This is a genomic window from Nitrospira sp. (genome assembly GCA_030692565.1).
GTDB lineage: Bacteria > Nitrospirota > Nitrospiria > Nitrospirales > Nitrospiraceae > Nitrospira_D.
The window spans coordinates 41370-54450 of the sequence record JAUYAO010000050.1; the positions used below are offsets into that span (position 1 = coordinate 41370).

At 58.8% G+C, this 13081-nt stretch carries 15 protein-coding genes; 13 read left to right on the plus strand and 2 right to left on the minus strand.

What is annotated here, in order from left to right:
• The first annotated feature begins 37 nt into the window (after positions 1–37).
• The 7 genes from Q8N04_12910 to Q8N04_12940 all read left to right on the plus strand — a co-directional run bounded on the left by Q8N04_12910 (position 38) and on the right by Q8N04_12940 (position 4179).
• A complete protein-coding gene (locus tag Q8N04_12910; GenBank protein MDP3091574.1) occupies positions 38–1060 on the plus strand; it encodes a pectinesterase family protein in 1023 nt (340 codons plus the stop codon).
• 145 nt (positions 1061–1205) lie between these two features.
• Entirely contained in the window at positions 1206–1391 is a 186-nt protein-coding gene (locus tag Q8N04_12915) for a hypothetical protein (protein MDP3091575.1), read from the plus strand.
• Between the two features lie 190 nt (positions 1392–1581).
• Positions 1582–2100, plus strand: a complete 519-nt coding sequence (locus Q8N04_12920) for a heme-binding protein (protein MDP3091576.1) — start codon at positions 1582–1584, stop codon at positions 2098–2100.
• A complete protein-coding gene (locus Q8N04_12925; protein MDP3091577.1) occupies positions 2100–2552 on the plus strand; it encodes a hypothetical protein in 453 nt (150 codons plus the stop codon). Before Q8N04_12920 ends, Q8N04_12925 begins: the two co-directional genes overlap by 1 nt.
• Before the next feature lie 60 nt (positions 2553–2612).
• Positions 2613–2822, plus strand: coding sequence for a DUF3565 domain-containing protein (locus Q8N04_12930; GenBank protein MDP3091578.1), 210 nt, complete (start codon positions 2613–2615; stop codon positions 2820–2822).
• Between the two features lie 142 nt (positions 2823–2964).
• Complete coding sequence (locus Q8N04_12935) at positions 2965–3567, plus strand: methyl-accepting chemotaxis protein (protein MDP3091579.1); 603 nt, start codon at positions 2965–2967, stop codon at positions 3565–3567.
• A gap of 3 nt (positions 3568–3570) precedes the next feature.
• The gene (locus Q8N04_12940) at positions 3571–4179 is read left to right on the plus strand and encodes a prepilin-type N-terminal cleavage/methylation domain-containing protein (protein ID MDP3091580.1); all 609 of its coding nucleotides are present in this window, start codon (positions 3571–3573) and stop codon (positions 4177–4179) included.
• A 6-nt stretch (positions 4180–4185) separates the two neighbouring features.
• Here the strand turns inward: Q8N04_12940 and Q8N04_12945 are convergent, their stop codons facing one another.
• Positions 4186–5310, minus strand: coding sequence for a dipeptide epimerase (locus Q8N04_12945; protein ID MDP3091581.1), 1125 nt, complete (start codon positions 5308–5310; stop codon positions 4186–4188).
• Between the two features lie 155 nt (positions 5311–5465).
• Here Q8N04_12945 and Q8N04_12950 point away from each other — a divergent pair, with 155 nt between their 5' ends.
• From Q8N04_12950 to Q8N04_12960, 3 genes are read left to right on the plus strand one after another with little or no spacing between them, the layout of a single operon-like run.
• Positions 5466–8267, plus strand: a complete 2802-nt coding sequence (locus tag Q8N04_12950) for a YdbH domain-containing protein (GenBank protein ID MDP3091582.1) — start codon at positions 5466–5468, stop codon at positions 8265–8267.
• Positions 8268–8284: 17 nt separating this feature from the next.
• The gene (locus tag Q8N04_12955) at positions 8285–8482 is read left to right on the plus strand and encodes a YnbE family lipoprotein (GenBank protein ID MDP3091583.1); all 198 of its coding nucleotides are present in this window, start codon (positions 8285–8287) and stop codon (positions 8480–8482) included.
• A 21-nt stretch (positions 8483–8503) separates the two neighbouring features.
• Positions 8504–8839: a YdbL family protein gene (locus Q8N04_12960; GenBank protein MDP3091584.1), complete on the plus strand. Its 336-nt coding sequence runs from the start codon at positions 8504–8506 to the stop codon at positions 8837–8839.
• A gap of 4 nt (positions 8840–8843) precedes the next feature.
• On the opposite strand, the gene Q8N04_12965 is transcribed toward Q8N04_12960, so the two are convergent.
• Positions 8844–9488, minus strand: coding sequence for a molybdopterin-dependent oxidoreductase (locus Q8N04_12965; protein MDP3091585.1), 645 nt, complete (start codon positions 9486–9488; stop codon positions 8844–8846).
• 170 nt (positions 9489–9658) lie between these two features.
• Between Q8N04_12965 and Q8N04_12970 the strand changes: the two genes are divergently transcribed.
• From Q8N04_12970 to Q8N04_12980, 3 genes are all read left to right on the plus strand, one after another.
• On the plus strand, positions 9659–10225 hold the full coding sequence (locus tag Q8N04_12970; protein MDP3091586.1) for an EF-hand domain-containing protein: 567 nt from the start codon (positions 9659–9661) through the stop codon (positions 10223–10225).
• Between the two features lie 559 nt (positions 10226–10784).
• Positions 10785–11522: a TVP38/TMEM64 family protein gene (locus Q8N04_12975; GenBank protein ID MDP3091587.1), complete on the plus strand. Its 738-nt coding sequence runs from the start codon at positions 10785–10787 to the stop codon at positions 11520–11522.
• Positions 11519–13072 carry a mercuric reductase gene (locus Q8N04_12980; GenBank protein MDP3091588.1) on the plus strand — a complete coding sequence of 518 codons (1554 nt, stop codon included), beginning with the start codon at positions 11519–11521 and terminating at the stop codon, positions 13070–13072. The genes Q8N04_12975 and Q8N04_12980 overlap by 4 nt, the downstream gene beginning before the upstream one ends.
• The last annotated feature ends 9 nt before the right edge of the window (positions 13073–13081 follow it).

The following is a 13081-nucleotide window of genomic DNA, read 5'->3' on the forward strand; positions in this document are numbered from 1 at the left end:
TTGACAGGCTGCCGTGTGCGCCTGTAAGACCTAACCTATGCGCAATCTGATGTTCGCAATCGGGTGCTTGTTGAGTTTGGCCAGTCCGGCTTGGGCGGAAGAGCCTTCAGTAACGGCTCCTCGAACCATTACCGTCGCGCTCGATGGCACTGGGGACTTCACGTCGATCCAGGAGGCCGTGGATGCCGCGAAGAAAGGCGACACGGTATTCTTAAAGCCTGGCGCCTATGCCCAAGACCTCACCATCCACAGCAAGGACAAGATCAAGCTGATCGGGGCCGGAGTGGACAAGGTCACGATGTTGGGCCGCGAAGACCTTGTGGGGGTGCTGCACGTAGGGAAGTGGCCGTATGGGGCCACCAATATCGAAATCAGCGGGTTGACGATCAATGAGCATGGCGGTCACGCGCTCGGGATTTTTAACGGCAAGGGGATCACGCTGCGTAATCTTCACGTCAAGGGGATGCTCTTCGGACAGCAGGTGCAGGATGTGCGCATTGAAGACTGTGTAATCGGCGGCAGCGAGACGACGGGCGTGCAGTTTTCCGACTCACAAGCTGTCTTGGTTGGTAATGTGATTCATGACAACGACCATGGGGTGAATGTTGCCGGCAAGTCGGACGTGCGATTGGAACGAAATGTCATTATCCGGAGTCTGTTCGAAGCCGTCGTGGTGAACGACAAGGCGAAGGCCTCGCTGGTCGGCAACACCCTTGTGAAAAACGGAGGCGGAGCAGCCTTTCTCGGTGCGTCCCAGAGCGATGCGTCCGGAAATGTTATCGGCCTGAATAAGGTCGGTTTTCTGGTCGCTCCGTCCAGCCGGGTCACGACCTCGTTCAATGCGCTGTTTAACAGCGAAGGTGACTACATGCGCGCCGGATCTCCGAATACTCCCGCGCCTGATTTGAAACAGGATTCGGACGTTTTAGGTGATCCTCGCTTCGTCGATGCGGAGCACGACGATTTCCGGCTTCGGTCAGATAGCGGGGCTCTTAATAGAGGCCAGTTCCCATTTCTCGGTGCGCTTCCTCCCGTTCAAAAGCTTTCCTCCAAGCGCTAAAGTCGTTGAAACATCACGCGATGGTCTGTGTCCCTGACAGATTGAAACCGTGTGGTATGCTTTCTCTACGGTTCTGCTCTCCCGACCTCACGCCTCTCAAGAAAACCGAGAGTAGGGCCGATAAGCATCTACCAGGAGGTTTCCATTGGCCAGCTTCCGACAGGATTTCGATACCAGATCCGGTGACGGAATCCCTTCTCTGGAAGACATGGAGTCTGGGAAGCTCGTCGGAGCGGTCCTCCCGATGTCCGATAAGGCTCAGACCCAGATGCGTGAGAGTATCGAAGTCATCGATTATCTCCTCAATCAGGAACGTGTCGTTTGGATGTAGTCCTGCGCTTCCTCCGCTCTTTCTTTCCCGTCCGTGGCAGTATTTTCTCCCAATCACTTTCGTGAGCAATCTCCCGAGGAGATCAAGGCCGTTCCGCGAGATGATACGTGCTTGACAGTCCCCGTCCGCCTTACTACTCTCTTGATTCATTCTCGCTTGCGCTCATTGTTTATACATAAAGGGGTGTCGTATGGATCACGTGTTGCTGCGGCGTGCTGTCCTTGTTGGAAGTCTGATGTTCGGGCCTGGCATTGCGGTCGCCCAAGAGATGCCGAAAGAATCAGTCTTGCCCTTGAGCCTGGCTCAACGGGCCACTCAGGCTGCTGTCGATGCCTGCAAGAAAGACGGGTATCGCGTGAGCGCGTCGGTCGTCGATCGCGCGGGCTTGCTGCGCGCGATGGGACGGGCGGATGGAGCTGGTCCGCATACCATTGATAGCAGTCGAAAGAAGGCGTACACCGCAGCGAGTTTGCGTCGTGCGACGAGCGAATTGGCTGATCTCATGAGCCGGACGCCGACGCTACAGGCGTTGCGGGATATGAATGAGCAGATTCTGATGCTGGGCGGCGGCTTGCCGATCGAGATCGGTGGAGAGGTGGTTGGTGCGATCGGTGTCGGCGGTGCGCCCGGGACTCATCTAGACGATGCCTGTGCCGAAGCGGGTCTGGATGCCATTGGCGCTGCCCCGAAGATTCCGGCGGCGAAGTAATGCGACTCCTGCGGCGGTATATCCTCGTCGCTGCGATTGGCTTGTTGAGCGCGTGCAATAGCGGTGTGCCGGAGCCGGCGTCCACTGAAATCCCAGGGACCGGTCTCCGGCTGACGGTCGTGCGAGTCGCTACCGATCCGTTTCTGTCCCGGCATAACCTGGCCATGACGATCGGACGCGCGGGTAACTGCACGGAGACGGTAGACCTTTTCCCCGACACCGGCCACACCAGTCGCCGCAATGTGTATGTTACGGCCAAGGCCCAGGTCTATGTCGTCGGACAATTCGATGCCCGTGTGATCGACGTTCGCCAGTGCAGTATTACGCTCTCGGAATTCCGGCACCTCGACAGAGACGTCATCTTCGTTGGAGCGTTTGATGAGGATGCGGAAGAGCATTGGGGATTTGTGTCGGCCTCAGAACGCCAGGAACGGCCGTTTGAAAAGCGGTAACCCTCGTTCGCCAGCGAACAAGGAATCGCTGGCGGCTGATTCGATGTCTGCTGAGCGCGTATGAATCAACCGATCGTCGGGTACCACCTGGATGAGTATCGCGACTGGGTCGCCGACCTGGCTTGCGGCCATGGGCAGCATGTGCGCCATCAACCGCCGTTCTTCTCTCGCCCCTGGGTGCTCACACCGGAAGGCCGGGAGCGCCAGCTTGGCCAGTTGCTATTTTGTAAGCGCTGCCAGGAGCCGGACCTGTCTCCCCCGGTCGCGTGATTCTTCATGCCAGCGGCATGGCTGCCTTTCTCCACTCAAATAACTGAATTGCTTGGTGCCGCCACCTTCCGGTGGTAGCCTTCCCGATAACGCCTGGCATCCAGGAGTTGATCTCTGCCAGGCGGTTCGAAGGGAGAGGGCTATGCCTACCGCGACATTGACGGGGCCGTCCTCGCAGGAGCATCGGAAGGGGTTTTTTCTGCATCGCGTGCAAAGGGGGTATGCGGCCTGGGTTGGCTTCATGCTCTTCTTGTATTCCACCTTGTTCTTCACGCTGGCCTTTTACGGACCGCATCTTGGGCCGATGATCACGTTGTACGGTGGCGGCTCGCTTGCAGAGCGTCAGGCCGCCGCCAGCGAGATGTTATTGCTCAGCGAAACCGTGTCGGTGGCCGTGCCGGTCCTGTTTCTTGGGGCCGTCATTTTCAGCCTGGTTCTGACCCGCCGGGTGGCGGGGCCGCTGGTCCAGCTAGACCAGAGTATCCAGGAATGGGCGAAGGGGAATCTGAGCCGGCGCTTACAGTTTAGGCAGTCCGATCGCCTGGATGAGCTGGCATCAACGGCCAACCAGGCGCTGGCCAAGGTCGAACAGGCGTTTGGAGACATCCATCGCCAGACGGCAGTGATTCAGGCGGCTCTGGCATCGAACCAACTGGAGAGTCCGGAGTCCGTTCAGAAGGTGCAGCAGGCAGCAGCGTCCCTTGAAAAGGTCCTCGGCGAGTTTTCGTTTAAGCAGGGCCGCTGATCTATGAAGGCTACGCTTGTATCCCGGAAGGGTTTCACGCTCATCGAGTTGATGGTCGTGGTCACGATCGTCGGGATTCTTGCGTCGGTGGCCATGTTGTCCTACCGCCATTTCACCAAGAAAGCGCAATCAGTCGAAGCAGAAGTCGCGCTGACGGAGATCCATCGGTTGCAGCAGCTTCACCATGCTCAGAGCGGATCCTTCGCCGGCGATTTGGGTGCGATCGGCTTCAATCCCATTCCTCCGCTGAAATTCTATTCAGTCGGAATGCGATTTCTTGGAGGGACCGATGGGATCGCCTATCAGGCCTATGCCTATGCGAAGGGGGATGCGGATGGATCGACGAGACTTGTGTTGACGCAGTATCAGGATGGACATATGACCGTGGATAAGTCGGTGGTGTCTGCAACAGCGGCGTCCTCCGGGGCGGGAGGCGGCAGTGCGGGGTCTCTGCCGGGGTCGGGAGGCTCTGCGGGGTCACAGCCTGGAGACGGGGGAGGATTGGGGGATGACCCGCTGGCCGGTGGGAGTTTGGGGTCGAGCTCTTCAGCAAGTAGCGGTCAGCGAACCGTCACACATTCGAACCAATCCATCGGGATGAGCTCAAAATAGAGATGATTACTGGACGGTTTCAACCTTGTGGTTTGGCTGGGCAGCGAGAGCGAGGCCGGGTCCGACCCAGGGCTCAAGGTGAGCCCCTCGATAACCATAGCCCCCTTGCACGGGGTCAGTCGCCAAGAGTAATGGCGTATCGAGATCCAGGATGGCAAAACCCTTCATCCCCAGGACGAGGCTGAACGAGCAGCCCATCGCGATGCGGGTTTCGACCATTCCCCCCACCATCAGTTTCAATCCGGCCGCGAGCGTCGTTTCTGCAATGGCGACTGCTTCGACCACGCCCGTCTTCATGATTTTGATATTGATGTAGTCTGCCGCAGCCTGCGCGATCACGGTGCGGGCGTCCGCCAGTGAGCGAACCGACTCATCGGCGGCCACGGGGATACCGGTGTCCCGACGAATTGCCGTCATACTGTCGAGATCGTCCCGCACGACCGGCTGTTCGAGGAGGACCATGGTTCCCCCGAATCGTCGGACACCTCTGGCAAATGCCAGGCACTCCTCACGAGAGAACCCCTGATTCCCATCGCCGATAAATGAAATGCCCGGCAGTGCATGATGTACCGCTTCCAGTCGACGGATATCCTGCTCCACATCATTGCCCACTTTCATTTTGAAGAGGCGAAAGCCTTGTGCGTACCAGCCGCTGGCTAAGGCTACAGATTTTTCAAGGGTGGCGATGGGAATGGTGATGTCGGTTTCCCGCGGGCGGATGTCTTGCCCGCCCCAGAGCTGCCACATGGGAACCTGTGTCGATCGACAGTGCGCATCGATCATAGCCGTCTCAAGCCCACACCGGGCCGCAGGATAAGCGGGAGCGGCCTGTGCCATGTCGGCGGCGCATAGGGCATAGTGTCCAGCCGATACTCCGATCAACGTTGCGGCGAGCCGGCGGAGAGTGGTCAGGCAGGATTCGCGAGTCTCTCCACCGACCTCCGGGAAGGGCGCAGATTCTCCATAGCCCTGTGTTCCGTCGTGCAGCGTGATACGGACGAAGATGTTTTCCGCGACCACACGGGCCCCGGTCGCGACGACGAATGGGTCGGTGATCGGGATATCGATGGGCCAGAACTCGATCTTGACGATCTGATCGCGGACGATCGGCGTCACCTGCGGCGTGGTCATGATTACCGTCATGGGACGGGATAGTACCGAGAGGGAGATCCTGCTGTCATCAGGAAATACACGGCATGCGGAGCACGAGGAGACCCCTTGTCTGGCCTGGCCCTTGACAGGGCAGGGGCCATTGGTCGACAACCCTGAACGCGTCCAAAGAGAGGATGGGCCCTGTCGGCATGCTCCGCTATCGCTATCAACGAATTCTGGTATTGGCGCTCACTGGTCTCCTGAGCGTCTATCTCCTGGCTCCCTTACTGGTGTCTTACGGAGTGACGCAGTGGCTGAGTCGCCAGGGGTATCGGAATGTCATTGTGCAGTTGGGATATCCCGGATGGCAGGAGCTCTCGATTCCTGTCGTGTCGTTTCAGCTGGATCTGGGCGATGAAGTCTTGATGGTGTCTGTGACCAACGTTCAGGTCGAGTATCAACTTCCTGATCTCTTGCACGGCCGAGTCTCGCGGGTGGTGCTGCCCTATTTGGCCATTCAGATGCTCAACAATCAGGACCCGTCTTCCACTGGCGTACCCGTCGACGCAACTGTGTTGGAAGAAGGACGCGGATCCCCATGGAATGTGCTCACGGCCGGTGATCTGCTGCGACGGATCCCGGTGTTGCCCTTCGAGCATGTGGAGCTGAGCCAGGTGACGGTATTTCGTGAGCAGGCGACAGGTCCGCTTCGCAGAGTGGCGATTCAGGGTGTGATCGAACAGCGGGATGGTGAGCTCGGGGGCCGCTTGTCGTTTCAGGGGCGGGAGACGGCGTCGTACATCCTTTCTCTGACAGGTCATTCAGCGACGACGTGGGCGGCGACGTTGGTGTCGCAACGGCCGCAGGCCGCCCCGATTCTTACCTGGCAGTCGACGGCGCAGGCGCGCGATGGGCAGGTGCAGGTTGAGGGGAAATTAGAGATCAATGTTCGGGAGCTCGCTCCGTTCATTGCCTTGGCCGTTCCGATCGGACCGGAGCTGAGCCAAGTGTCAGGGCACGTGTCCGTCGCATGGACGGGCATGGCTCCGTCCAGCGCGGCACTGAGTGCGCTTCGCGAAAGCCCGGAATCACTATTCCAAGGATCGTTTCAGGCCACCGTGACGTTGCCGGCGTTGAAAGGCGTGGCCAAGCAGATTGCCCTGTCTTCGTCCGGGAATTTCTCTGGATCCCCGGCGCGACTGGGATGGACGATTGATCCCGGTGTGTTGGGAACGGCGACGGTGAATATGCAGCCTCGCTTTGTGCCGGATGCGGTCAGGTCGTTGTTGCCGCGGGGCGATCAGCCGATTCGTGTCGAACAGCGCCAGCCGCTTCAGGGGATACTCTATTGGGCAGAATCGCCGATCCGTCTGACGGTGGATGGTCCGGTCCATGTGAGTTATGGGGCGGCGACGGGGCCGCTGGTGGTCGAAGTGGATGCCGTTCACGCAGATTTGGTCGGTCAAGATCTCGTGTCGGCCGAAGGGGAGTTCCATCTGCGAGGGCTGGTGCCGCCCAGCTTGACCGCGGGGGTCTCTGTGCGAGAAGTTCGGGGCGATCTTTGGGGACGCGTGGTGCTCAAGCAGCGCGTGGTTAACGGTACCTTGCATGTGCCCTCCATGATGACCGTGAAACAGTTTCAACAGGGACGTGTGGCGATGTCGTCCGCGACCATTGAGGTGGTTGCACCGATTCCGGTCCGTTGCGCGCTGGAATCCGGACAATGCACGGCCGGTCCGGGAACGCTCCGGATCGGCGCGCAGGGGATTCGTTCGGCCGGATACGACGTCACGCTGGCAGAGGGGACCGTGACGCTCGAGAGCGCCGAATCCGTAGGGAGTTCGTGGACAGCCCAAGGCGGTATCAACCTGGTCGGGGTGCGAATCGAGCCGCTACCAGTGACGCTTCCGCCGTCTGCGTGGCAGGTGAAGTTTGCCGCGAATCAGGCCGGGTTCAAGGCCGATGTGCGGGGAGACCTCCCTGGTCGAGAGAGTGTCGTCACCGCAACGGTGGCCCAATCATATGGGCGGGATGGATCGGCGCGACTGGTGCTCGGGCCCCTCCGGTTCGACTCAGAGGCGAATCGTTTGCAGAAGTGGCTGCCCGGTCTGCCTGCTTCATTCGATCTCACCGACGGTCGGATCACGGCGAGTACGGATCTTGTGTGGACCCCCAGTCGATCGAAGGACTCATCATCGGTCGTCTCCCAGTCCGGCAAGATCAAGATTCAGGCGGATCAGCTGTCCGCAGCTGTTCGGGGGATGGCGATTCAGGGGATCAACACGACCTTGGATTTTGATCTCCAGGGTTTTGAACAGGTGCGATCGAGTCAGCCGGCAGTGGTGACCGCGGCGGCTATTCAGACGGGGGTGGCGCTGACGAATGTGTCCGTGACAGCCGATCTGCAGTGGGTACTGTCAGACCCTTGGCCGGTGCTCGATCTCAAGGATATTCAGGCGGGTCTTTTCGGAGGATCTGTGACGAGTCCCGGTCTTCGTCTCGCCCCGGCTACGATGCCCCACCGACTCGTGTTGTCACTGCGGCGCTGTGATCTGGCGAAGCTCTTGAGTCTTGAACAGCAAAAGGGATTGCAGGGAACAGGCCTGTTGAGCGGGGCCATCCCGCTCACGGTGACGGCGAAAGGGGTGAGTGTCAAGGATGGAACGGTGGAGGCAGAAGCGCCAGGCGGGGTGATTCGCTACCAACCCTCCCCGGAGTCCGCGGCCCTCCTGACGGACGCCGATTCGAATGTGAAGCTGGTGGCACAGGCGCTCAGCAACTTTCAGTATACGGTGTTGAAAGCCGGGGTGCAGTACGCTGAAGATGGAGTCATGCAATTGGCCGTGCGATTGGAGGGGAGAAATCCGGACATGAAGAAGAGCCCGCCCATCCATTTCAATGTGAATGTTCAGGAAAATATTCCCGCGCTCTTGCAAAGTCTCCGCCTGGTGCAGGATATTGAAGAATCGCTTCAAGGCAAGATGCAACGACGATGACGAGGCAGGGGGATATCATGAGACGATGTGGGGTAAGACTTGCGATGGGGCTTTGGCTTCTGTGGGGGATGGCCGGCTGTACGCCCCGTGTAGAGGTGGCCGCACCAGAGAAGCCGATTACCATCAATTTGAATGTGAAGATCGATCATGAGATCCGAGTGAAGGTCGATAAGGATCTTGATCAGGTCCTGTCTAACAACAGCGGACTGTTTTAACGATCGGCAAAGGAGATGAGGATGGCCCGCATACGCATGATGGTTGGTGTGGTTCTCGTGGCGCTCTGTGTGGGGATCAGCCTTCCCGCCTGGGCCTTGTCGCTGGAGGAGGCGAAAGCCAAGGGGCAGGTAGGAGAAAAGGCCAACGGGTACTTGGGTGCGGTGACCGGAGGGAACGCCGAAGTGCAGGCGCTGGTCAGCGACATCAATCAGAAGCGGAAGCAGGCCTACGAAGAGATTGCGAGACGCAATGGTACCAGTGTGAATTCCGTCGAGACCCTGGCTGGAGAGAAGGCCATTCAGAATACGAAGCCCGGGAATATGGTTGAGGGGCCCGGCGGCTGGATAAAGAAATAATCAGCTATCCGTAGCGATCGTTCTTCCACGGCAGCGCGGTATTGGAGTAGCCCCGCACTTCCCAGAATCCCTTTTCATCCTTATCTGAAAATGTGATCTCCTTGATCCACTTTGCGCCTTTCCAAGCGTAGCGCTTCGGGACAATGACACGGACCGGGCCCCCATGCTCCTTGGTGAGCGGTTTCTCGTTCCACTTATACGTCAGTAGCACGTCGGCATCGTCGCAGACGTCGATCGGCAGATTCGTGGTGTAGTCATCGTACGATTTGAAGAGGACGAATTTGGCGAGCGACAGCGGTTTCACGACGGAGATGATCTGCCGGAAGCTCACGCCTTCCCAGTCGTTGTCGTACCGGCTCCAGGAGGTGACACAGTGAAAATCCGAACGGTCTTGGATATGGGGCTGTTGGAGAAACTGTTCCCACGTCCAGGTGACCGGAGTCGTGACAAACCCGCCGATGGTCAATGTCCATTCTTGGAGGGGAATGTCCGGTTTGAATCCGAGGTCCAGCACCGGAAAGGTTTCGACGAGATGTTGTCCCGGAGGAAGCCGGTCGTCGCCTTCATAGAAGACCTCACGTTCTTCGCCTCCGCGCCGGGCTTTCGCCCACTGCTCTTTGGATTGTGTTAACCGAGAATCATCGTCCATCGTCTGGCCTCCAGTCGAAGGGTACGGGAATCAGGCCTCTTTTGACAAGTCGCCCTGATTGATCCGCTGTGCTCGACCATCTCACAGACGTTGAATTTCCTTCTCGAATCAATGGCCTGGGGGCACAATAGGGCCTGCTACACTTGTATGCCTCTATGAGATCCCGTCCTATGCGCAAAGTTCTTGTGAGACGATATCGCCCTGCCGCTGGCTTGGCCGTGCTCGTGGTCGTCCTGGTGTCGGCCTTGGCGGCGGAGGGGAGCGTTGCCTGGACTGAGCGTAAGGCTTCAGTGGAACAGGGAGGAGTTGCCAGCAATCGCGCGGCTGTCAGCCGGCAGACATCGCGCTCGTCTGCCCCGGTACAAAAGGATGTGGGGATTTCCAAGAAACAGCGCATCAGGAAGGGTCCTGCCCTGGAAAAGGGCAAGGGGCCGACAAAGGAACAGTCTGTCCGCCGCGCGCCTCGCCGTGCGCGAGCAACCACACAACTGAGGCCTCAGGCCACGCTTACGCCGAAGCCTGACGTGTCCTATCATGGGATGCTTCAGCAGCCGCAGCGGTATACCCCGCATTACGAGCATGGCAAGGGAGGAGTTCCAAACCCGCATGCCGGCGCGCTGCTCCACGAGCATTTCCAGGAACTCGACAAGAATCGAGACGGCTCGATCGATCCGTTTGAGCGGGCCTTGGGCCGGCTCGATCTTGAGCGCGACCTCGCTGATCATCAGTGGCCGTAGATCAGTCAGGCTGTCGATGCTTCAGGAAAATCTTCCTCCCGCCGATAGAGGCACTAGGTATGCGTAGTAGGCATGATAGGGAGGGGTGGATGCGGATTGGACTCTGTGTGGCGTTGCTTATCAGTTTCGGGTGTGCCGGAACTCCCCCTCCTTCGACCAACAACCTGGCGGAGACCTCTCGCCAGGATTCGTGCGCCTCTCGCCTGCAACAGTCTGACCGTGGCGATATCCGTGGGCGTTCCTGCCACGATCAACATGCCTGGTGGAATGACGTCGGTAACGCGCTGAGTGGTGCCGCCACGGCGGTTCGACTCCCACGCCCGTAGATTTGCACGCAGAACCGGCCGGTCAGGCCAGACCCCTTCCCCTGAGCAGGCTCCTCTGACTTTGGTCCGTTGTCCTCATTCTGTTTCAGCCATCCACATCCAGATACCAACCCCGTCCGTACCTCTTCATAGCGATCATGTGCGGCTTGGTCTGCGCCCCTCTTGTAAGAAACCGGCGGCGGCGTCGACTATACGGGCAGGTTGTTCCATTGACAGACCTGAGAGGAGTCCCCATGATACTCCACGAAGCCGCTATGACGAGCCAAGCGCCGACGACCAATCCATCCCAGCAATCAAACGGAAGCAAGTTCGCCATGATGGCAGGTATCGTCGTGGCTATCGGACTATTTTTCTACTTCGACCTGGGAAGGGTTCTGTCTCTGGACGCCTTGAAAAGTAATCGAGACCACTTGCTGGCCTTCACCGAGGCGAATTATGCGACGGCGGTCGGTCTTTTCATCCTTGCCTACATCGTGGTGGCGGGCTTGTCCCTGCCGGGTGCGGTCATTCTGACGCTGGCCGGAGGATTTCTGTTTGGTAGTATCCTGGGCACCCTCTTTGTGAATCTTGGCGCGACGACCGGGGCGACGCTGGCCTTCCTAACGGCGCGCTATCTGTTGCGCGACTGGGTGGAGCAGAAGTTCGGGAAGTGGCTGGGACCCGTTCAGCAGGGCTTTACCAACAATGCGTTCAGTTATCTGATGACCTTGCGCCTAATTCCCTTGTTCCCGTTCTTCGTAGTGAATTTGGTCTCCGGCCTCACCCGTATGAACGTGGGAACCTATGTTGCGGCAACGGCGCTGGGTATTATTCCGGGTTCGTTCGTCTATGCCTACGCCGGCCGGCAGTTGGGAACGATCAACTCGTTGAAGGAAATCGCCTCGCCGAATGTCATTGGGGCCTTTGTGCTGTTGGGGCTGTTGGCCCTCATTCCGACGGTCTATAAGAAATTTAGAGGAGCGCGCGGATGAGCCAGCAAGATGAGAGCCTGATGCTGCCGGACGATGAGCATAATCAGCGGCTTGTCGCCAATGTGCATCCTGCTGACTGGGTCAATCCGGAGCCGCCCGGTCGCTACAACATGGTAGTCATCGGGGCTGGGACAGCCGGCTTAATCACGGCTGTCATCGCCGCGAGCTTGGGCGCGAAGGTCGCGCTGATCGAAAAGCATCTGATGGGCGGCGACTGCCTGAATGTTGGCTGTGTGCCGTCAAAGGGAGTGATTCGCGCTGCGCGGGCCTGGGCCGACCTCCGCAATGCCGCTGAATTCGGCCTGCACATTCCCGCCGGCGTGAAGTATGACTTTGGTGCGGCGATGGCGCGTATGCGAAAGCTACGGGCGAAGATCAGCCACAATGATTCGGCGCAACGCTATAAAAATCTAGGCGTCGATGTGTTTGTCGGCAACGCGCGGTTCGCAGGGACGGAGACGGTGACGGTCGAAGGGCCGGCCGGCAATCGCTCGCTGCAGTTTGTGAAAGCGGCGATTTGCACCGGCGCGCGCGCTTCCGCGCCACAGATTCCCGGGCTGCAAGAGGCGGGTTATCTCACCAATGAAACGGTGTTTTCTCTCACGGAGTTGCCGCCACGTCTCGCGGTGATCGGCGCGGGGCCGATCGGGTGCGAGTTAGCGCAATCGTTTGCCCGGTTTGGCAGCCAGGTCTCTTTGATCGAAACCCAGCACGGCATTCTGCCGAATGAGGATCGAGATGCGGCGCAGATTGTTGAACCGCAGATGGTGAAGGATGGGGTGCAACTCCTTTGTTGCGGCAAAGATCTGAAGGTCAGCAGGGTGGACGGCGTGAAGCGTCTCACGGTTGATTCCCATGGCCAACAGTACGACGTGGCGGTCGATGAAATTCTGGTAGGTGTCGGCCGCACTCCGAATGTGGAAGGGCTGGGGCTGGACGCGGTCGGGGTCGAGTTCGATAAGAATGGCGTCAAGGTGAATGGCCGGTTGCAGACCAGCAATCCACGCATCTTCGCGGCGGGTGATGTCTGTTCCCGCCACAAGTTTACCCACGCTGCCGATGCGATGGCGCAGATCGTGATCCAAAATGCCCTGTTTCCCCATCCGTTCGGTTTAGGCTATGCCAGCGTGGATTCGCTGATCATGCCCTGGTGCACGTTCACGGACCCAGAGATTGCACACGTCGGGATGTATGAGAAAGACGCGAAGGAGAAAGGTCTCGAGGTCGAAACCTATACGTTCAAGTTGGATGAAGTCGACCGTGCCATCCTTGACGGCGAAGACAAAGGATTTGCGCGGGTTCACATTCAAAAGGGTTCGGACAAGGTCCTGGGAGCGACGATTGTGGCAGCGCATGCCGGCGAGATGATCAGTGAATTCTCCGTCTTGATGAAAGCCGGACTCGGGGCCAAGACGATTGCCGGGACCATCCATCCCTATCCCACCCAGGCGGAGGTCAATAAGAAGGTGGTCAATCTCTGGCGCAAGGCGCATTTCACGCCGGCGACGAGGAATCGGCTCGTGAAACTCTTTGCCTGGATGAGGAGGTAGGAGAGGAAC